Genomic DNA, 20,235 nt, shown 5'->3' with positions numbered 1-20,235 from the left:
ACTGCAACCTTTGCAGCGGCCGCATCGTTGGGGCGGATGGCCCCGCTCCTGCCTCAGCGGCTCGCATCCTCGGCGGGAGGTACGGTCCAACTCGGCGGGCGTTTCTGCAGGAACGCGAGCATGCCTTCGCGAGCTTCGTCGGAAACAAACAGTCGGGCCGAATCCATGGTGAGCCGCTCGGCATCGCGGTCGAATCCTTCGAGAACAGCGGCGGTGGTCAGCGCCTTCGACGCCGCAAGACCCTGCGGTGAACCGCGACCTATCTCGGCGACCAGCGACGCGACCGTGGCATCAACGTCGTCAGCTGCCATCGTGATCAATCCGATCTTTGCGGCTTCGGCGGCATCGAACGTCTCGCTGGTTAGGTAGTACCGGGCGGCGTAGCGGGCCGACATCTTCGGTAGCACAGTCAGTGAGATGATCGCCGGCGCGACGCCGATCCGAGCCTCGGTCAGCGCGAAGGTGCTGCGCGGACCGGCGACCACAATGTCGCACGCACCGACTAGGCCGAATCCGCCGGCGCGGACATGGCCGTCGATGGCACCGATCACCGGTAGCGGCGAGGAGACGATGGCGCGCAGCAGCGTCGTCATTTCCCGGGCCCGCGCCACGGCCATATCGAATGCCGATGGTGGCGACCCGCTTCGCCCGGCTGCGCCGCGCTCGCGATCGCCACGCAGGTCGCCGTCACCGGTCTCGCTCAAGTCCGCACCGGCGCAGAACGTGCCGCCGGTGTGCCCGAGCACCACCACCCGCACCGCCGGATCCGCCGCTGCGTCTCGCAGGCCCTGGTGCAATTGGCTAACCAGGGTGCTCGAGAGCGCGTTGCGGTTATGGGGAGAGTTCAGCGTCAGCTGGGCGAAAGGACCTCCGCAGGCGGCCGGGCCGGCGTAGTCGACGAGTGCATCCATCGGTAAGGCTTCAGTAGCTTCGAGGCAGGCCCAGCGAAGTCTGTGCGACGTAGTTCAGCACCATCTCACGACTAATCGGCGCGATCCGTGCGAACCTGGTTGAGGTCACCATGGCGGCAACGCCATATTCCTGGGTCAGCCCGTTGCCACCCATTGACTGCACGGCCTGGTCGACGGCGTGTCCGGCCGCTTCGGCCGCCGCGTACTTGGCCATATTGGCGGCCTCGGCCGCGCCGAAGTCGTCGCCGTTGTCGTAGAGCGTTGCGGCCTTCTGCATCATCAGCTTGGCGAGTTCGACCTCAATATGGCTCTGCGCCAACGGATGTGACAGACCCTGATGTGCGCCGATAGGGGTGGACCAGACCTTGCGGGTCTTGACGTAGTCGACGGCCTTATCGAGCGCGAAGCGTCCCATCCCCACGGAGCTGGCCGCGCCCATGATGCGCTCGGGGTTCAGGCCCGCGAAAAGCTGTGCGATTGCGGCATCCTGGGCTCCGACGAGTGCGTCGGCGGGCAGCCGCACGTCGTCAAGAAAGACCTGGAATTGACGTTCGGGACTGACCAGCTCCATCCCGATCGGGTGATACGTGAAGCCAGGGGCATCGGTGGGCACCACAAACAACGCCGGGCGCAGCTTGCCAGTTTTAGCCTCTTCGGTGCGCGCCACCACCAGCACCGCCTGCGACTGGTCGATACCGGAAATGAAGACCTTCTGGCCTTTGAGGATCCAGTCGCTGCCGTCGCGTCGCGCGGTGGTGGTGATGTTGTGCGAGTTGGACCCGGCGTCCGGCTCGGTGATCGCGAACGCCATCGTCAGTGAGCCGTCGGCGATGCCAGGCAGCCAGCGCTTCTTCTGCTCGTCCGTGCCGAACTTGCTGATGATGGTGCCGTTGATGGCGGGCGAGACCACCATCAGCAGCAGTGCGCTGCCGGCGGCCGCCATTTCCTCCATGACCAGCGACAGCTCATACATTCCGGCGCCGCCACCACCGTACTGCTCCGGCAAATTCACCCCGAGAAAGCCGAGCTTGCCTGCTTCGGACCACAATTCGTCGGTGTGCTGATGGGCGCGCGCCTTCTCCAAGTAGTACTCGTGACCGTAGTTGGCCACCAGCGCGGCCACCGCTTTGCGCAGCGCCTGGCGTTCGTCGCTTTCGATGAAGCTGGTATCGGTCACCACGGATCTCCTTCTTGCTCACTTGGCGGTTCGGGCGCTTCCACCCGGGCTGGGCCTGGATGGTCGCGATCCGCTGCGCCCGGCTGCGCCGCGCTTGCGATCACTCCTAAAGCATGGTCGCGATCCGCTGCGCCCGGCTGCGCCGCGCTTGCGATCACTCCTAAAACGGCGCCAACTTCGACTTGTTGACCGGTATTGACGTTGAGCTGGGTCAGTACGCCGTCGGCCGGCGCGGTGATGGTGTGTTCCATCTTCATTGCTTCCAGCCAGATCAGTGGCTGGCCTGCCGTGACGGTTTCGCCAACCGCGGCGCCAACCCGGATGACGTTGCCTGGCATGGGTGCAACCAGAGATCCCTGTTCGACGGCCGAACGAGGTTCGGGGAACCGTGGCAGTGCGAGCAGGTGAACGGGACCGCGCGCCGAATCGATGTAGATGTCCTGATTGTTAGGACCGTAACGCGCAACCGCGAAGCGGCAGGCCACCCCGTGCCCGTCGGCCAGCACAACCTCATCCACGGCAGCCGAGACCAGTCGCACCGACTCGTCGCCAGGAAGTACCAGTCCGCTTCTGGTGAATCGATATTCGATCTTGTGCTCACGTCCCTCGTCGTCACGGTAGCTCTTGACTTGATAGCCCGACACGACGTTTCGCCAGCCACTGGGGATGGCGCCGAAGACGGTGGCCAAAGCGCGGTTGTACACGGCGTCGGCGAGCGCGGCGGCCAGTGCCGACAATCGGATCGCCGCATCATCAGCCAGCGGAGCCGACAGCCTGGCCATGCCGTGGGCGTCGAAAAACGCAGTATTGGTGGCGCCGTCCAAGAACGCCGGATGACGCAGCACGTTCACCAGCAACTCGCGGTTGGTGCGCACACCATGCAGCCGGGCGCGGCTCAGCGCGTCGGCGAGCACCATCACCGATTGCCGACGCGTCGGAGCGTAGGAGACGACCTTGGCCAACATCGGATCGTAATGAATCGACACCGCGGATCCGTCCACAATCCCAGAATCCAGCCGGATCCCGGTTCGCTGTCCCAGCGAACAAAATTCGGCCCGAACCGTCGGCAGGTCGATCGTGTGAACCAGGCCGGCTTGTGGTTGCCAGCCGCGCGCCGGATCCTCGGCGTAAAGCCGAGCTTCAATCGAGCTCCCTTGCGCTAGTGGAGGTTCGGAGGAAAGCCGGCCGCCATCGGCCACCGTCAGCTGCAGCTCAACAAGATCGAGTCCGGTGGTCTCTTCGGTAACTGGATGCTCGACCTGCAGGCGGGTGTTCATCTCCAGGAAGTAGAACTCACCATCATCGTCGGCGAGGAACTCCACCGTTCCGGCGCCGGTGTAGCCGATTGCGCCGGCCGCCAGCCGGGCCGCGTCGAAAAGCTTGGTGCGCATACCTGGTGTGCGTTCAACTAACGGTGACGGCGCCTCTTCGATGATCTTTTGGTGGCGGCGCTGAATGGAGCATTCCCGTTCCCCGACGGCCCACACGGTGCCATGGGTGTCGGCGAGGACTTGCACCTCAACATGGTGTCCGCCTGCCAAGTAACGTTCGCAGAACACCGTCGGATCGCCGAAAGCGGACTGCGCTTCACGCCGGGCTGCGGCGACTTCGGCGGGCAGGGCTGATAATTCGCGAACCACGCGCATCCCGCGGCCGCCTCCCCCGGCCGAAGCCTTGACCAACACCGGCAGTTCGTCCTCGGTGACCGAGTCCGGGTCAAGTTCGTCGAGCACCGGCACTCCGGCGGCCGCCATGAGTTTCTTGGACTCGATCTTGGACCCCATCGCGCGCACCGCGTCCGCCGGCGGCCCGATCCAGCACAGGCCCGCCTCCACCACGGCGGCCGCGAAGTCGGGATTCTCCGAAAGGAATCCATAGCCAGGGTGCACCGCGTCGGCGCCGGAAGCGCGGGCAGCGGCAATGATCGCCTCGGCGTTCAGGTAATCGTTGGTCTGCGGTAGTTCGACCCGGGCATCGGCCTCTGCCACGTGCGGCGAGCCGGCGTCCGGGTCGGTGTATATGGCGACGGTGCCTAAACCCAGTCGACGGCAGGTGGCGAACACCCTCCGGGCGATCTCGCCCCTGTTGGCAACCAGCACTCGAGTGATTCCCATGCGCATCACATCCGGAAAACGCCGAAGTTCGACGTTCCTTTGATCGGGCTATTGGCTATGGCGGACAAACACATTCCCAGCACGGTTCGGGTGTCGCGGGGGTCGATCACCCCGTCGTCGTAGAGCATCCCGGACAACACCAGCGGCAGCGACTCGGCTTCGATCTGGCCTTCGACGGCAGCCCGCATTGCGGCATCAGCCGCTTCGTCGACCTGCTGACCGCGGGCTTGCGCGGCCGCTCGGGCGACGATCGACAGCACGCCGGACAGTTGGGCACCGCCCATCACCGCCGACTTGGCGCTGGGCCAGGCGAACAGGAATCGAGGGTCATAGGCGCGTCCACACATGCCGTAGTGCCCGGCTCCGTACGACGCACCAATCAGCAGCGAGATGTGCGGGACAGTCGAGTTGGAAACGGCGTTGATCATCATCGAGCCGTGCTTGATCATGCCGCCCTCTTCATAGTCCTTGCCCACCATGTATCCGGTGGTGTTGTGCAGGAACAACAATGGCGTGTCGGAGCGGTTAGCCAGCGCAATGAACTGGGTGGCTTTCTGCGACTCCTCACTGAACAACACACCCCGCGCGTTGGCCAGGATCCCCAACGGATACCCGTGCAACTGGGCCCAGCCGGTCACCAGCGACGACCCGTACAGCGGTTTGAACTCGTCGAAGTCGGAGCCATCAACGATGCGGGCGATCACCTCACGAGGGTCGAACGGGATACGCAGATCTGCGGGCACGATGCCGATCAGCTCTTCGGTATCGAACAGCGGTTCGGTCACCGGCCTGGGGGCAGGTCCCTGTTTGACCCAGTTCAGCCGCGTCACGATGCGACGCCCGATGCGGATCGCGTCGAGCTCGTCGACGGCGAAGTAGTCAGCCAAACCCGATATGCGCGCATGCATTTCGGCTCCACCAAGAGACTCGTCATCGGATTCCTCGCCGGTGGCCATCTTCACCAGCGGCGGGCCGGCCAAAAATACCTTAGAGCGTTCCTTGATCATCACCACGTGATCGGACATCCCCGGCACGTAGGCACCGCCGGCGGTGGAGTTGCCGAACACCAGGGCGATGGTGGGGATCCCGGCCGCCGAAAGCCGGGTCAGGTCGCGGAACATCTGCCCGCCGGGGATGAAGATTTCCTTCTGGGTGGGCAGGTCTGCCCCACCGGATTCCACCAGCGAAATGACCGGAAGCCGGTTCTGGAAGGCGATCTTATTGGCCCGCAGTATCTTTCGTAATGTCCACGGGTTGCTGGTGCCGCCTTTGACGGTGGGGTCGTTGGCGACGATCATGCATTCGACGCCGCACACCACGCCAATGCCGGTGACCAGGCTGGCGCCGACCGCGAACGCGCTGCCATACGCCGCCAGCGGGCTGAGCTCCAGAAACGGGGAGTCGGGGTCGACGAGCAGCTCGATGCGTTCCCGGGCTGTCAGCTTGCCGCGAGCGTGATGACGCTCGACGTACTTCGGGCCGCCCCCGGCCAACGCGTTGGTAAGTTCAGCGTCGATCTCGCTCAGCTTTGTCGTCATCGCCGAAGCTGCCTCGGAATAGGCATCGGACTTCGGATCGAGTGTGGATCGCAACACGGTCATGACCACCGCCGACGATGCAGAGCGAAGCGATGTGGGGGTACCCCCAGCCGCGCAGCGGCGAGGGGGCGAGGAGGTGGTGTAATCATGATTGGAATCCAAGGGTTTTCGCGGCGAGTGAAGTGAGGATTTCGGTGGTTCCGCCGCCGATGCCGAGGATCCGCATGTCCCGGTATTGGCGTTCGACTTCGGATTCGGCCATGTAGCCCATGCCGCCGAATAACTGCACAGCTTGGTTGGCAACCCATTCCCCGGCCTCGACGGCGGTGTTCTTCGCGAAACACACCGGCGCGATCAGGTTCGTCTCTCCCGCCAGCTGACGCTCCACGACACTGCGGGAATAGACGCGCGCCACGTCGATGCGGCGGGCCATCTCGGCGAGCGTGTTCTGCACCGCCTGTCGGGATATCAGCGGACGGCCGAACGTTTCCCGGTCGCGGCACCACTGCACGGTGATGTCCAGGCACCGCTGCGCGCTCGAATATGCTTGCGTGGCAAGGGCGATGCGCTCGGATACGAATGCCTGGGCGATCTGGGCGAATCCGGTGTTCTCGGCGCCGACCAGATTGGCCGCCGGCACGCGCGCGTCGACGTAGCACAGCTCGGCGGTATCTGAGGACCGCCAGCCCATCTTGTCCAGCTTGCGGCTGACTGCAAAGCCAGGTGTGTCCTTCTGGACCACGAGCAGCGAAACCCCTGCGGCGCCATGGCCTCCGGTACGCACCGCGGTGACGACGTAGTCGGCCCGTACCCCGGAGGTGATGTAGGTCTTGGCGCCGTTGACGAGGTAGTGATCGCCTGCTAAGACCGCGGTGGTGCGTAGGTGTCCGACGTCCGAACCGCTGCCGGGCTCGGTGATGGCCAGCGCACCAATGAGTTCGCCGGCCAACGTCGGCCGCACGAACTCCTCGATCAGCCGCGCATCGCCGGACGCGACCATGTGCGGCACCGCGATTCCGCACGTGAACAACGAAGCGAAAACCCCGCCAGGTGCGCCGGCTTGGTGAAGCTCCTCGCAGATGATCACCGAGTCGGCGCCGTCGCCGCCACCGCCGCCCACCGCTTCGGGAAAGCCCGCGCCGAGCAGCCCGGCTGCCCCCGCGCGGCGGTGCAAATCGCGGGGCAGATCGCCGGTGCGCTCCCACTCGTCGATATTGGGCAGGATCTCCCGTTCGGTGAACGAGCGCACCGCCTTTCGCAGCTGTTCGCGCTCCGGTGTGGTCCAGATGCTCATGACAAGAGGCTCTCCGGGACGTCGACATGGCGGCTGCGCAGCCATTCGCCTAGTCCCTTGGCTTGGGGATCGAATCGCGCTTGGTAGGCAACGCCCTTGCCGAGGATACCTTCGACGACGAAGTTCACCGCCCGCAAGTTGGGCAGCACATGGCGGGTGACGTCGAGGTCGGCCGTCTCGGGAAGTAGCTCCTTGAGCAGCTCGACGGTCAGCGTGTTGGCCAGCCAGTGCCACTGCTCGTCGGTGCGCACCCAGACGCCGATGTTGGCTGACCCGCCCTTATCGCCGCTGCGGGCCCCGGCGATCCGGCCCAGCGGCACCCTGCGCACCGACCCGGCCGGCAGCTGATCCGGCAGCGGCGGGGGAGTAACGGGTGTTAGCTCCAACGTGTCTGTCGCACAAGGAATATTGGTGCGAGTGCCATCGGAGTGCACCGCGATGTGCGGCACTTGGGCGGCGTCGACATAGCCGGGCGTGAAGACGCCGTAGACCTGACCGTCGCCTGGCGGGGCGGTGACGCTGAACCCCGGATAGCTCGCGAGTGCTAATTCGACTGCAGCCGAGGAGAATCGGCGACCGACATTGGCGGGGTCGGGGTCGCGAACAATACAGTGCAGCAAGGCGCTCGCGGCTTCTTCGGTGTCGGCGTCGGGGTGGTCGGTGCGGGCCAACGACCACTCAAGCTCGGCGGGCTTGACGGTCAAGCTAGCTTCCAGCTGGCGTCGCAGCAGGTCGGCCTTGGCCTCGATGTCCAGGCCGGTCAGGACGAATGTCATGGCGTTGCGGAATCCGCCGATGCTGTTTAGTGACACCTTCAGCGTAGGCGGTGGCGGTTCGCCGATCACACCCGCGATGCGGACCCGGTCGGGGCCGTCGGCGGATAGGTCGATGGTGTCCATCCGGGCCGTGACGTCCGGGTTGGCGTAGCGGGCGCCGGTGATCTCGTAGAGCAGCTGGGCGGTGACGGTGTCGATGCTGACCAGGCCGCCGGTGCCGCGGTGTTTGGTGATCACCGAGGAGCCGTCGGCGTTGATCTCGGCTAGGGGGAAACCGGGGTGCAGGAGGCCGGAGGACTCCGAAATTTCGGTGAAGAACGAGTAGTTGCCGCCGGTGGCTTGGACGCCGCATTCGATGACATGGCCAGCGACCACGGCGCCGGCAAGCTGGTGGTAGTCGGTGCGGCCCCACCCGAAGTGTGCGGCCGCCGCCCCGACGGTCACCGATGCGTCGGTGACTCGGCCGGTGACGACGACATCGGCTCCGGCACTGAGGCAGTCGACGATGCCCCACGCGCCTAGATAGGCATTGGCGGTCAACGGCGTGCCAAGCCCTAATTCTGCGGCCCGCGGCTGGAGGTCGTCGCCTTCGACGTGGGCGATCCGGGCGCCGATACCCAGACGCTCGGCCAGCTCCCGTACGGCCTCTGCCAGCCCGGCGGGGTTCAGGCCGCCGGCGTTGGCGACAATGCGCACCCCACGGTCGCAGGCCAATCCCAGACAGTCCTCAAGTTGGGTCAGGAAGGTCTTGGCGTAGCCGCGGTCGGGGTGTTTCATCCGGTCGCGACCGAGAATCAGCATGGTCAGTTCGGCCAGATAGTCGCCGGTGACGAAGTCAAGTTCACCGCCGGTGAGCATTTCACGCATGGCCGATAGCCGGTCGCCATAGAAGCCCGAGCAATTCCCAATGCGGACGGCGTGAGAAACCATCCGCGCCTCCCTTCAGGCGACCACCCGGTGAGTGCAACCAACCAACCGGTAGGTTAGCCGGTGTGGCCGGTGCCACGTCAAGGTGCCGACGTGACGCGACACATACGTCGCGCTCAGACACGCGGCGGATCGCGCTGGCTTATGCGGCGCGGCGCGGCCCGCGGGCGGGTCATTTTGGTGACCAGCAGGTCACCGACTACCCTTAGTGGCAATCGTCAACCCCAACCGAGGAGTAAGGCCCGACCATGGCGACACCCAAGCGCAGGATGTCGCGCGCGAACACCCGAAGCCGGCGCGCGCAGTGGAAGGCCACCCGGACCGAGCTTGTCGGTGTGACGGTGGCAGGTCAGCGGCACAAAGTGCCCCGCAGACTGCTCAAGGCGGCCCGTCTTGGTCTTATCGACCTCGACCGGCGTTAATCCCGATTCCCCCGTTGCCGCGTAACGGGGTCGACGTGCGCGTCGTCGACTGGAAGATTGCGATTCAGCGCTCAGCGCGCCTCTCAGGCCGCTCTCAGGCGCCGGGACGAAACTAGTGGCCGTGCGGATACTTGTCGTTGACGACGATCGCGCGGTGCGCGAGTCGCTGCGCAGGTCGCTTTCGTTCAATGGTTACTCGGTCGAACTGGCCCACGACGGGGTCGAGGCGCTGGAGATGATTGCCAGCGATCGGCCGGACGCTCTCGTTCTCGATGTCATGATGCCGCGTCTGGACGGCTTAGAGGTCTGCCGTCAGCTGCGAAGCACCGGCGACGACCTGCCGATCCTGGTGTTGACCGCCCGCGATTCGGTCTCCGAACGGGTCGCCGGCCTGGATGCCGGCGCCGACGACTACCTGCCTAAACCGTTTGCCCTTGAAGAACTGTTAGCGCGGATGCGGGCGCTGCTGCGCCGCACCAAGCCTGATGACGCTGCCGAGTCCGTGGCGATGAGTTTTTCCGACTTAACGCTGGACCCGGTGACCCGCGAAGTCGCCCGCGGGCAACGCCGGATCAGCTTGACCCGTACCGAATTCGCATTGCTGGAAATGCTGATCGCTAATCCGCGGCGGGTACTTACGCGCAGCCGCATCCTCGAAGAGGTGTGGGGATTTGACTTTCCGACCTCGGGCAATGCGCTGGAAGTCTATGTTGGGTATTTGCGCCGCAAAACGGAGGCCGATGGTGAGCCGCGGCTAATCCACACCGTACGTGGAGTGGGTTATGTGCTAAGGGAGACGCCGCCCTGATGGTCCGGTTTGCCCGGCGCCGGCGCGCACCGTTGCGAGCCACGGGGTTTGATGAGCGGCGACCCGCTGCGCCCGGCTCCGCCGCGCTTGCGATCGCCACCAGTTCGTTATCCCTGCGGTGGCGGGTAATGCTGCTAGCAATGTCCATGGTGGCGATGGTCGTCGTCTTGATGGCATTCGCCGTCTACGCGGTGATCTCGGCCGCGCTGTACAGCGACATCGATAACCAACTGCAGAGCCGGGCGCAGTTGCTGATCGCCAGTGGTTCGCTGGCAGCCGACCCCGGCAAGGCCATTGAGGGCACTGCCTATTCGGATGTCAACGCTATGTTGGTGAACCCGGGCCACTCGATTTACACGGCCAATCAGCCGGGTCAGACCCTTCCGGTCGGAACGGCGGAGAAAGCTGTCATCCGTGGTGAGCTGTTCATGTCGCAGCGCACCGCGTCGGACCAACGAATACTCGCCATCCACCTGCCCAACGGCAGTTCGCTGCTGATCTCCAAGAGCTTGCGGCCAACCGAAGCTGTCATGACCAAACTGCGCTGGGTGCTTTTGATTGTCGGAGGCATTGGTGTCGTGGTCGCCGCGGTGGCCGGGGGGATGGTGACTCGGGCGGGGCTGCGTCCGGTGGGGCGTCTGACCGAAGCGGCCGAGCGAGTGGCGCGTACCGACGACCTGCGGCCCATCCCGGTGTTCGGCAGTGACGAATTAGCCAGGCTCACTGAGGCATTCAACTTGATGTTGCGGGCATTGGCCGAGTCTCGGGAACGTCAGGCGCGGCTGGTCACCGACGCTGGACATGAGTTGCGCACCCCGCTGACCTCGCTGCGAACCAACGTCGAACTGCTGATCGCCTCGATGGCTCCCGGAGCGCCGCGGCTACCCGACCAGGAGATGGCGGACCTGCGTGCCGATGTACTCGCGCAGATTGAAGAATTATCCACGCTGGTAGGCGATTTGGTGGACCTTACCCGCGACGACGCCGGGCAGGTGGTGCACGAGCCGGTCGACATGTCCGAGGTCCTTGACCGCAGTCTGGAGCGGGTCAGGCGGCGGCGCAACGATATTCACTTCGACGTCCAGGTCATCGGATGGCAGGTCTATGGTGATGCCGCCGGGCTGTCGCGTGCGGTGCTGAATCTCATGGATAACGCGGCCAAGTGGAGCCCGCCGGGCGGCCACGTCGGCGTCACGATGCGCCAGCTCGACCCGTCGCACGCTGAGCTGGTGGTTTCCGACTACGGTCCGGGGATTCCGCCGCAAGAGCGCCGTCTGGTGTTCGAGCGCTTCTACCGATCGACGACCGCACGGTCGTTGCCGGGTTCGGGCCTTGGGTTGGCGATCGTCAAACAGGTGGTCCTCAACCACGGGGGTTTGCTTCGCGTCGAAGACACCGTGCCGGGAGCGCAGACCCCGGGAACGTCGATTTACGTGCTGCTACCCGGACGCCCGATGCCGATTTCGGCGTACCCCACGCCCGCGGCGCAGGACATGGGCGAAGCCAATTCCCCAGACAAGACGGACCCGGTCGTGCAGGTTTCCGGTCAGTCGGCGAACTCTCGGGATTCGGCGAACGTTATCTCAGTGGACTCTCAGTCCGCGCGGGCAAGGTAGTTGGCAGTTACTGTTAAAAAAGCGGCCCGCATGAGCCGAATTGCCCAGATGAGCCGACATAGAGGAAGAGCGACTTAGCGACATGACGAATCACCCGAGGTATTCGCCACCGCCGCAGCAGCCGGGATACCGTAGCGCGCCTAATCAGCCCGTGCCGCCCGCGTACGCCGAGGGGCAGCAGCCGTACCAGCAGCAATTCGACTGGCGCTATCAGCAGTCGCAGCAGTACCGCCGACCCTATGAGCCATTCGGTGGTACGGGTCCTATGCCGCGGATCGGTGGTGCGGGTCCGGTCCCGATGCCGTCGATGATTCCGCCGCTGCCTCCGCCCGGGCGGATAGCCGAAAGACGCCCTCGCGCAGGCATGTTGGCCGTTGGCGCACTAGTGATCGCAGTGGTGTCGGCCGGTATCGGCGGCGCGGCGGCGACGGTCGTTGAGCTGGGCACGCACGTCGCGGGCGGCAATGGCGGCGGCCCGGTGACCGGGTCGGCTGCCAGCGTCCCGGCGGCGAACACGCCGTCGGGCAGCGTCGAACAAGTTGCGGCCAAGGTGGTGCCCAGTGTCGTCATGCTGGAGACCGATTTGGGTCGCCAATCCGAGGAGGGCTCTGGCATCATCTTGTCGGCCGAGGGGCTGATCTTGACCAACAACCACGTCGTTGCGGCTGCCGCCAAACCAGGGGCCGGTCCTGGCGGTGGTCCGGCGCCGAAAACCACGGTGACCTTCTCCGACGGCCGCACCGCGTCGTTCACGGTGGTCGGAGCCGATCCCACCAGCGATATCGCGGTGGTTCGGGTTCAGGGTGTTTCCGGACTGACCCCGATTACGGTGGGCTCCTCCTCGGATCTGCGGGTGGGTCAGCCGGTGGTGGCTATCGGCTCACCGCTGGGTTTGGCGGGCACGGTGACCACCGGAATCGTCAGCGCGCTCAACCGGCCCGTGTCGACGACCGGCGAATCGGGCAACCAAAATACCGTGTTGGACGCGATTCAGACCGATGCGGCGATCAACCCGGGTAACTCCGGTGGTGCGCTGGTCAACATGGGCGGTCAGCTGGTGGGCGTCAACTCCGCTATTGCCACCCTCGGTGCTGATTCGGGTGATGCACAGAGCGGCTCGATCGGGCTTGGCTTCGCGATTCCCGTCGACCAAGCCAAGCGCATCGCTGACGAGTTAATCAGCACCGGCAAGGCGACGCATGCGTCGCTGGGTGTCCAAGTGACCACCGACAAAGGCACCCCGGGCGCCAAGGTTATGGACGTGGTGGCTGGTGGCGCGGCCGCGAATGCCGGTGTGCCCAAGGGTGTGGTTCTCACTAAAGTCGACGACCGCCCGATCAGTAGCGCCGACGCGTTGGTTGCCGCCGTGCGGTCCAAGGCACCCGGCGACAAGGTGTCGCTGACCTACCAGGATCCTTCCGGTGGCAGCCGCACGGTCCAGGTCACTCTCGGCAAGGCGGAACAGTAATTGAAAGCTAACGCGCCAGTCGATAAGCAATTGTCCGAGCTCGGATATACGGTTGCACCCATGGAAAAGGGTGCGGAGTTGGTAGTCGGCCGGGCACTTGTCGTCGTTGTCGACGATCGCACCGCGCATGGGGACGAGGACCACAGCGGACCGCTGGTCACCGAGCTGTTGACCGAGGCCGGGTTCGTCGTCGACGGTGTGGTGGCGGTGGCGGCTGACGAGGTCGAGATACGCAACGCATTGAACACTGCAGTGATCGGTGGGGTGGACCTGGTGGTCTCGGTCGGCGGAACCGGTGTTACGCCACGTGACGTCACTCCAGAGGCCACCCGCGAGATTCTGGATCGGGAAATCCTGGGTATCGCCGAAGCCATCCGCGCTTCGGGGCTGTCCGCGGGAATTGTCGATGCCGGATTGTCGCGGGGTCTAGCCGGCGTCTCGGGAAGTACGTTGGTGGTCAACCTCGCCGGCTCCCGTTATGCGGTGCGCGACGGAATGGCGACACTGAATCCGCTGGCCGCCCAGATCATCGGGCAATTGTCGAGTTTGGAGATCTAGACCGGCACCTGTGGTCAGGTGTCCGCGCGAGGTTCGTGGTTTGGGGGTGGCGTCAGATCAGCTGCACCGACGTGCCTGCCGGACGGGGCCCCGTTGCTTTGGGCGAGAAGATCACGGATTTCGGCGAGTAGGACGACTTGGGCCCCGATGTGGTCGGCGTCGGCCTGCGCGACCTCACCGCGCTTGCGTAGCGTGGTGTAGGGCAGCACGACCAGGAAGTACACCACCACAGCGATCAGCAAGAAGTTGATCGCGGCTGACAGCACGATGTTTAAGTCGATGGCTTGACCGCCCCCGATGCTGATCCGCAAGGCGCCGAGATTGGTCTGTTGGTTGACGCCGACCCGATTGATCAACGGCGTAATGATGCTGTCGGTGAACTTGGTGACCAACGCGGTGAACGCGGTACCGATAACCACCGCGACGGCCAGGTCGACGATGTTGCCCCGCGAGAGAAACGCCTTGAACCCTCTGAACATGGGATGTCCTTTCTGCAGTGGCATCTGTTAATCCAGCACTGGAAACCCAACAAAACCTAACCCGTCGGGGGACACCGGCGAAGCCGCCCCAGCCCGGCTGACTGCCCGACCCGATGGTGGATAGCTTGGCGACTGATCACCCGTGGCGAGCTGACAAGCACCGAATCGGTCCTGTCGCCTGGGCGGGAGGCCTTGAGCCGCTGCAACATTGCGTCAGCGCTCACCATCACGACGGCGGCCGGCGGGCATCCTATGAACGTTGATTGACACGCGCGTAAAAATATCCCGAAGGTGAACGATCGGCGCTAAACTACCGCCACCGTACCCAGCAAAAGGACTCGTATGAGCCAGCCTCCCCTTGTTCAGCTGAGGGACTTAAGCCGGAGTTTCCAAGAAGGCGCAGCCGAGCGCCACGTCCTAGACCACGTCAATGCTGATTTTGAACCAGGCCAGTTTGTGGTGCTATTGGGTCATAGCGGCAGCGGCAAAAGCACGCTGCTCAACCTCATCAGTGGCATCGAACAACCGACCGCAGGTGACGTCATAATCGGCAACTTTAATATCACCAAAATGCGTGAGCGCGAGAGAACGCTTTTCCGGCGCGATCAGATCGGTTTCGTTTTCCAATTCTTTAACCTTATACCCACTCTTACGGTGCTCGAAAACATTACCTTGCCTCAAGAGCTAGCTGGGGTGCCGCAACGAAAAGCGGCGAATGCCGCTCGCGACTTATTGGAAAAAGTGGATATGGCCGGTCGTGAAAGGGTTCTCACCGATAAACTCTCGGGTGGAGAACAACAACGGGTGGCCATTTGTCGGGCGTTGGCGCACAATCCGGTCCTGGTCCTCGCCGATGAACCCACGGGTAACCTCGACAACAAAACAGGAGATAAGGTATTGGAACTTCTGCTTGAGCTCACGCGCCAAGCAGGTAAGACATTGATCATGGCTACACACAATCCGGCAGTGGTTTATCAGGCTGACCGAGTTCTCTATTTGCATGGCGGTAAATTGGTGCCCGATTTGGCCGAAGAAACCGAAGTGAGCGACCGGATCGGCTCGGGTCGGATTATGTGATTGATATGAAAAACCGCACGGCGTTTGCCTATCTACCGCTTTGGAGAACGGCTTGGCGCCGGGCGCGCCAAAGGCCGTTTCAATATATTCTTTTGATCCTAGGAATTGCCCTAGGGGTGGCCATGATCGTGGCTATTGACCTGTCCAATTGCTCAGCCCAACGCGCTCTTGACATCTCCGCCGACGCCGTCATGGGAAAAGCTACACATCGCGTGGTTGGCGGCCGTGACGGCAGCCTCGACCAACAGGTCTACCTGGATATTCGCAAACAAGGATATGATTTTTCCGCTCCGGTGATTGAAGGATATGTGTTGGCTCCCAAAATGGGAAATCGCGTCATGCGATTGATGGGGGTCGACCCTTTTGCGGAGCCACCTTTTCGCCCCGATATATGGAGACAGCAAGATCTTCAGGCGGCAAGTAATTTTCTCATCCGGCCGAATGGCGTCATTCTAAGTCGAGATGTGGCGACAGAGTATCATTTGGCACCGGGTGACAGCTTCACACTACAAGTGGAAGGCACACCCACCACCGTCTCCTTGGTGGGCCTCATTACACCAGTAGATGCAATTACAGGACAACGGTTACGAGACCTAGTCCTCGCCGATATTGCCACCGCTCAAGAGCTGTTTCACATGCCTGACAAATTTAGTCACATCGACTTGATAATCAAAGATCAGGCCACTGCCATGCAGATCAAGCAAAGGTTGCCGAGCAGTGTCCGTCTAGAGCCGGCGGCTGCTCAAAACAATGCCATGAAACAGATGATGACAGGCTTTACTGTCAATCTGACCGCCATGAGTTTGATCGCTTTGCTTGTTGGCACATTTCTGATCTACAACACCGTAACGTTCAATGTTGTGCAACGCCGTCGGCTGTTTGGCATGTTGCGCTGTCTGGGTGTCACTCGTGACCAGTTGTTTTGGCTGGTAATGACTGAAACCCTCGTCGCGGCACTGCTCGGCAGCGGATTGGGCCTCTTGTTCGGAGTTTGGCTCGGCGAAAGCTTAATTGGCCTCGTGACTCAATCCATCAATGATCTCTACTTTGTCGTCAATGTACGTGAGGTGGCTTTGTCGACTGAAAGTCTGTTGAAAGGACTGGTCATCGGCATCATTGCTGCGCTATTAGCCGCCCTGCCGCCTGCTGTAGAAGCGATGCGCAGCACCCCGGCCAATACCTTGCGTCGATCAGCCCTAGAAGGCAAAGTAACCACGCTCGTACCGTGGTTGTGGGCTGCGGGGTTCGGTTTGGGTGGCTTTGGCGCATTAATGTTGTGGTGGCCGGGCAAGAACTTGGTCTTGGCGTTCATTGGTTTCTGTGCCGTTCTAACTGCTTTTGCGCTGATAGCGGCGCCGGTGGCCCGGTTAGTGATGTTGCGCGTAGCTCCTCTGCTCGGCCGCTTGTTCGGTCCACTGGGATGGATGGCCCCGCGAGATATCGTGCGCTCACTGAGCCGAACCTCTGTCGCTATTGGCGCTTTGATGACGGCCGTCTCGGTGATTGTCGGCGTCTCGCTGATGGTGGGTTCATTTCGGCAAACGTTCGCCAGCTGGCTCGGGATGACGTTGCAAACGGATATCTACGTGTCTGCACCTTCCTTAGTTTCCACTCGCCCCAGCGGTAATTTGCCAGCGGATGCCGTTCGGATTTTGAGTGAATGGCCGGGCGTACGTGAGGCAGTTACGAGTCGTTTTGCGGCCGTCTTTGCCCCCGACTGGGGGCGAGAGGTCGACCTGACCGCAGTCTCGGGCGATATATCTGACGGCAAGCGGCCGTATCGCTGGATTGGCGGTGACGAGCGGACGCTGTGGCAGCGCTTCTCGGCCGGCGAAGGAGTAATGATATCGGAGCCATTGGTATCACGGCAAAATTTGCGGACTCCGCCGGAGCCGATAACGCTGATGACGGACTCGGGACCCCGAACATTCCCCGTTTTAGCGATTTATTCCGATTACACCTCAGATCAAGGGGTGGTACTGATGGATCAGGCGACCTATCGGTCCCGTTGGCACGACGTCGATGTGACGACCATGGCTCTCTTTTTGAAACCGGGTGTCAGTGTCGATGGATTGCTGAATCAACTGCACGCAACATTCGCGGGCCGAAAAGATATTGTGATTCAATCGAGCCGTAGTCTTCGCGAAGCGGCACTGGCTACTTTTGATCGCAGCTTTGCTGTGACCCGTGCATTACAATTGGTGGCCACAACGGTCGCCTTTATTGGAGTATTAGGCGCTTTGCTGAGTTTGGCGTTGGAACGAGCACATGAATTGGGCGTTTTTCGTGCAATTGGCATGAGCCGACGTCAACTGTGGAGATTGGTTTGCCTTGCGGCCGGCCTAATGGGTGGGATGGCTGGTTTGATAGCGCTGCCGGCGGGCTTTGTATTGGCGTGGATTCTCATTCACATTATTAACGTCCGCTCATTTGGTTGGACTCTGGAGATGCAGTTTGAATTTAAGTACTTTGGCCAGGCCTTCTTAGTGGCAGTGGTCGCTGCGCTGGCGGCGGGTGTCTATCCCGCTTGGCGCTCGGCGCGGTTGAGCATTGCCTCGGCTATTCGAGAAGAGTAACAGGACATGAAAAGGATAGGTTTGGTTCTTGTTACGCTTCTTGTTTTGGTGGCGGTAGGGTGGTGGCAACGGCCGGAAAGGCCAGTAGCGGCTACTGGATCCTTACTTGGCATGTTGTCCGACGAAAATACGGCTGGATATGCCTTGGCCACCGAAGCGGGTGGCGTTAGATTTCCACGCGACCTCGGGCCGCACAACGATTACCAAGGTGAATGGTGGTATTACACCGGAAATCTGGCAACCGCTGATGGGAGGCTATTTGGGTACCAGCTCACCTTTTTCCGCCGGGCTTTGGCGCCTCCTGGGAAGATGGCAGCCACTGCCGACGCATCCTCGTGGCGTACTGGTCAAGTCTATTCAGCGCACTTCGCCGTGAGCGACATTGCTAAGAGAGCGTTTTATCCTGCAGAGAAATTTAGCCGGGAGGCGGTGGGGCTAGCCGGCGCCAGGGCGCAACCCTATGCAGTGTGGTTGGAAGACTGGTACGTGCGCGAAGCAGAACATAATTCGATCCAGATTGTAGCGAAAACGGACCACGCTACTGTTGATCTGAGCCTGCGTCCCACCCTACCTCCTATTCTGCACGGAAATGAGGGGCTAAGTACCAAAGGTGAGCAAGCTGGAAACGCCACGTACTACTATTCGATAGTGCGGCAGGAGACACAGGGAACCGTGACGGTTGATGGCGAGAAATTCGCCGTTAGTGGTCTGAGTTGGAACGATCACGAGTACGGTAGTAGTGCTTTGGGTGCCGAAGATGTCGGTTGGGACTGGTTCTCGCTGCAATTTGATAATGGGACAGCCTTGATGATGTTTCAGATTCGGGAATCTAATGGGAGTGTGAAGCCAGCATCTAGTGGTTCTTTCATCGCCAGCGATGGCACTGTAACCCATCTGGGGTTATCCGATTGGCGCTTGACAACCAAGGATCGTTGGACGAGCCACCGTGGTGGCGCCACGTATCCCATTCGGTGGGAAATCGAGATCAATCGGATAGGCTTGACGCTTTCCGGGGCCGCCTTGATGCCTAATCAGGAATCGCCGCTATCAACTACCTATTGGGAGGGGGCGGTGGCGTTTGACGGACATTATCGGGATACACCCATCAAGGGTCGGGGCTATGTTGAAATGACGGGCTATTCGCGATCGCCGCAGTGAAGTTCGGGCAAGAGCCCTTATCTTGGTCACACGCATAATCGACTTGTGGAGCGAGGACAATGATTGAACTCAGCTACAGTACCTTCGGGTTAACCAACATTGACTTCCTGGATTCCATTACCGAAGTAGACAAGTCCGGATACCCCGGAATCGAGCTAGCTTTTCACCGAGACCACTTCAACCCGTTCAACCTGACCGATGAATACGTTGGCGAGATCAAGAAGCGACTGTCCTCCGTGCAGACCAAAGCCGCTTGCGTGGCAACGGCTTCCCATTTCTTCAGCCCGTCCCGTCCCCACGAACCATCCCTGATGAGTCCCGATCTGGCGGGCCGGAAACGCCGCATTGACCTGATCCGCCGCGGCATCGACCTCGCTCGCAAGCTGGATGTTCCTCTGGTGACTTTTGGAAGCGGATTTATCCGCGACGAGCATGTGATGAATCCGTCGGCCAACCCGCGTGAACTGCTGGTAGACAGCATCCATCAATGCCTGGCGAGTGTGCACGACGGTGAAGACATCACCCTGTTGATCGAACCGGAACCGGGCATGTTCATCGAAACGATAGAACAGGGACTGAGCCTGATCAATGAAGTGAATTCACCCAAATTTCAATTGCATGTGGATATGTGTCACTTGTATTGCTCAGATAAGGATTATGTCGGCGCGTTGGCAAAGGTCGCGCCCTATACCCGCTTCCTTCATGTGTCCGACGCGCAGCGTGGTTATAACCTGAAGATCCTGAAACCGACGGATGATATGAAGCTCGATCTCGATTTCGCCAACTACCTGGTCTACTTTCCTGAATTTGCGGATTATCTTCTCGTGGATGCCGACCGTCCGATATATTTTTGCGATCAAGCACCGTCGAAAGCGCAGGAAAAACGGCTTCAAGATCTCTTAGACTCTGTGAACATTACGAAGAAACTCACTCTGGTGAACTATGGAAAACTCGATGCAAGCGCCTCGCCGCATGACGATGAGATTTTTACGTACCTCATTTCCGTTCCTGGGCTGAGCTACGACGTACTCGAAAGGGCGCGACCGATCATCCTTTACTTACGGACCACAAGGGACACACAGGGCAAGTTGTTGATGGACAAGATGGTCGCAAATACCTTGACTGGTATCGCTCACTTCCATGAGGTTCCTGGCGAAGGGACGATGGACTTTGCCTCCGGTTTCAAGGCGCTGACAGATAACGGTTTCTCCGGTTATGCGTCGGTGGAGCTATATCATCACGTTGCGTCGTGGGAGAAGGCGATGAACGATAGCTTTAAGCATCTATCGCAGTTTTTGTAGAAATAATTGCTTTGGCTAAAGAACTACAGGAGTTT

16 protein-coding genes are annotated in these 20,235 nt (G+C 61.6%); 9 read left to right on the top strand and 7 right to left on the bottom strand.

The genetic code is table 11. The features are described from left to right. Positions 1 to 53: 53 nt before the first annotated feature. From B586_RS15915 to B586_RS15890, 6 genes are all read right to left on the bottom strand, one after another. Positions 54 to 911, bottom strand: coding sequence for an enoyl-CoA hydratase family protein (locus B586_RS15915; protein ID WP_047314322.1), 858 nt, complete (start codon positions 909 to 911; stop codon positions 54 to 56). A 10-nt stretch (positions 912 to 921) separates the two neighbouring features. Further along, complete coding sequence (locus B586_RS15910) at positions 922 to 2,088, bottom strand: acyl-CoA dehydrogenase family protein (protein WP_054880867.1); 1,167 nt, start codon at positions 2,086 to 2,088, stop codon at positions 922 to 924. After that, entirely contained in the window at positions 2,085 to 4,202 is a 2,118-nt protein-coding gene (locus B586_RS15905; RefSeq protein WP_054880868.1) for an acetyl/propionyl/methylcrotonyl-CoA carboxylase subunit alpha, read from the bottom strand. Before B586_RS15905 ends, B586_RS15910 begins: the two co-directional genes overlap by 4 nt. A 5-nt stretch (positions 4,203 to 4,207) precedes the next feature. Then, entirely contained in the window at positions 4,208 to 5,797 is a 1,590-nt protein-coding gene (locus B586_RS15900; protein ID WP_156406904.1) for an acyl-CoA carboxylase subunit beta, read from the bottom strand. An 88-nt stretch (positions 5,798 to 5,885) separates the two neighbouring features. After that, positions 5,886 to 7,034, bottom strand: a complete 1,149-nt coding sequence (locus B586_RS15895; RefSeq protein ID WP_054879451.1) for an acyl-CoA dehydrogenase family protein — start codon at positions 7,032 to 7,034, stop codon at positions 5,886 to 5,888. Beyond that, a complete protein-coding gene (locus tag B586_RS15890; protein WP_054879452.1) occupies positions 7,031 to 8,740 on the bottom strand; it encodes an acyclic terpene utilization AtuA family protein in 1,710 nt (569 codons plus the stop codon). Before B586_RS15890 ends, B586_RS15895 begins: the two co-directional genes overlap by 4 nt. A 245-nt stretch (positions 8,741 to 8,985) precedes the next feature. On the opposite strand from B586_RS15890, the gene rpmF reads away from it, so the two are divergent. The 5 genes from rpmF to B586_RS15865 all read left to right on the top strand — a co-directional run bounded on the left by rpmF (position 8,986) and on the right by B586_RS15865 (position 13,609). Continuing rightward, positions 8,986 to 9,159: a 50S ribosomal protein L32 gene (gene rpmF / locus B586_RS15885; RefSeq protein ID WP_047314326.1), complete on the top strand. Its 174-nt coding sequence runs from the start codon at positions 8,986 to 8,988 to the stop codon at positions 9,157 to 9,159. A 121-nt stretch (positions 9,160 to 9,280) separates the two neighbouring features. Then, positions 9,281 to 9,967: a two-component system response regulator MprA gene (gene mprA, locus B586_RS15880; RefSeq protein WP_047314404.1), complete on the top strand. Its 687-nt coding sequence runs from the start codon at positions 9,281 to 9,283 to the stop codon at positions 9,965 to 9,967. Beyond that, entirely contained in the window at positions 9,967 to 11,583 is a 1,617-nt protein-coding gene (locus B586_RS15875) for a HAMP domain-containing sensor histidine kinase (protein ID WP_082129358.1), read from the top strand. The genes mprA and B586_RS15875 overlap by 1 nt, the downstream gene beginning before the upstream one ends. Before the next feature lie 82 nt (positions 11,584 to 11,665). Further along, positions 11,666 to 13,051, top strand: a complete 1,386-nt coding sequence (locus B586_RS15870) for a trypsin-like peptidase domain-containing protein (RefSeq protein ID WP_082607660.1) — start codon at positions 11,666 to 11,668, stop codon at positions 13,049 to 13,051. 60 nt (positions 13,052 to 13,111) lie between these two features. Continuing rightward, on the top strand, positions 13,112 to 13,609 hold the full coding sequence (locus tag B586_RS15865) for a MogA/MoaB family molybdenum cofactor biosynthesis protein (protein ID WP_047314327.1): 498 nt from the start codon (positions 13,112 to 13,114) through the stop codon (positions 13,607 to 13,609). A 14-nt stretch (positions 13,610 to 13,623) separates the two neighbouring features. Here the strand turns inward: B586_RS15865 and mscL are convergent, their stop codons facing one another. Then, positions 13,624 to 14,088, bottom strand: a complete 465-nt coding sequence (gene mscL / locus B586_RS15860; protein ID WP_047314328.1) for a large-conductance mechanosensitive channel protein MscL — start codon at positions 14,086 to 14,088, stop codon at positions 13,624 to 13,626. Between the two features lie 342 nt (positions 14,089 to 14,430). Between mscL and B586_RS15855 the strand changes: the two genes are divergently transcribed. Genes B586_RS15855 through B586_RS15840 form a run of 4 tightly spaced genes read left to right on the top strand, consistent with a single transcriptional unit; the run spans position 14,431 to position 20,200 of the window. Next, a complete protein-coding gene (locus B586_RS15855; RefSeq protein WP_047314329.1) occupies positions 14,431 to 15,165 on the top strand; it encodes an ABC transporter ATP-binding protein in 735 nt (244 codons plus the stop codon). A gap of 5 nt (positions 15,166 to 15,170) precedes the next feature. Further along, positions 15,171 to 17,741, top strand: coding sequence for an FtsX-like permease family protein (locus B586_RS15850; RefSeq protein WP_054880870.1), 2,571 nt, complete (start codon positions 15,171 to 15,173; stop codon positions 17,739 to 17,741). 6 nt (positions 17,742 to 17,747) lie between these two features. Next, positions 17,748 to 18,899 (top strand): lipocalin-like domain-containing protein, encoded by a 1,152-nt coding sequence (locus B586_RS15845; protein ID WP_054879453.1) that lies wholly within the window; start codon positions 17,748 to 17,750, stop codon positions 18,897 to 18,899. A gap of 59 nt (positions 18,900 to 18,958) precedes the next feature. Next, positions 18,959 to 20,200, top strand: coding sequence for a sugar phosphate isomerase/epimerase family protein (locus B586_RS15840; protein WP_054879454.1), 1,242 nt, complete (start codon positions 18,959 to 18,961; stop codon positions 20,198 to 20,200). Positions 20,201 to 20,235: the final 35 nt, after the last annotated feature.

This window comes from Mycobacterium haemophilum DSM 44634 (genome assembly GCF_000340435.2).
Taxonomy (GTDB): domain Bacteria; phylum Actinomycetota; class Actinomycetes; order Mycobacteriales; family Mycobacteriaceae; genus Mycobacterium; species Mycobacterium haemophilum.
This window is presented reverse-complemented; position numbering and strand designations above follow the sequence as displayed.

Excerpts from the sequence above, each read along its gene's own strand:
- B586_RS15905 (WP_054880868.1), bottom strand. The coding sequence starts at position 4,202 with ATGGGAATCACTCGAGTGCTGGTTGCCAACAGGGGCGAGATCGCCCGG.
- B586_RS15855 (WP_047314329.1), top strand. The coding sequence starts at position 14,431 with ATGAGCCAGCCTCCCCTTGTTCAGCTGAGGGACTTAAGCCGGAGTTTC.
- B586_RS15850 (WP_054880870.1), top strand. The coding sequence starts at position 15,171 with ATGAAAAACCGCACGGCGTTTGCCTATCTACCGCTTTGGAGAACGGCT.
- B586_RS15895 (WP_054879451.1), bottom strand. The coding sequence starts at position 7,034 with ATGAGCATCTGGACCACACCGGAGCGCGAACAGCTGCGAAAGGCGGTG.
- B586_RS15845 (WP_054879453.1), top strand. The coding sequence starts at position 17,748 with ATGAAAAGGATAGGTTTGGTTCTTGTTACGCTTCTTGTTTTGGTGGCG.
- B586_RS15840 (WP_054879454.1), top strand. The coding sequence starts at position 18,959 with ATGATTGAACTCAGCTACAGTACCTTCGGGTTAACCAACATTGACTTC.
- B586_RS15875 (WP_082129358.1), top strand. The coding sequence starts at position 9,967 with ATGGTCCGGTTTGCCCGGCGCCGGCGCGCACCGTTGCGAGCCACGGGG.
- mscL (WP_047314328.1), bottom strand. The coding sequence starts at position 14,088 with ATGTTCAGAGGGTTCAAGGCGTTTCTCTCGCGGGGCAACATCGTCGAC.
- rpmF (WP_047314326.1), top strand. The coding sequence starts at position 8,986 with ATGGCGACACCCAAGCGCAGGATGTCGCGCGCGAACACCCGAAGCCGG.
- B586_RS15915 (WP_047314322.1), bottom strand. The coding sequence starts at position 911 with ATGGATGCACTCGTCGACTACGCCGGCCCGGCCGCCTGCGGAGGTCCT.
- B586_RS15865 (WP_047314327.1), top strand. The coding sequence starts at position 13,112 with ATGGAAAAGGGTGCGGAGTTGGTAGTCGGCCGGGCACTTGTCGTCGTT.
- B586_RS15870 (WP_082607660.1), top strand. The coding sequence starts at position 11,666 with ATGACGAATCACCCGAGGTATTCGCCACCGCCGCAGCAGCCGGGATAC.
- B586_RS15890 (WP_054879452.1), bottom strand. The coding sequence starts at position 8,740 with ATGGTTTCTCACGCCGTCCGCATTGGGAATTGCTCGGGCTTCTATGGC.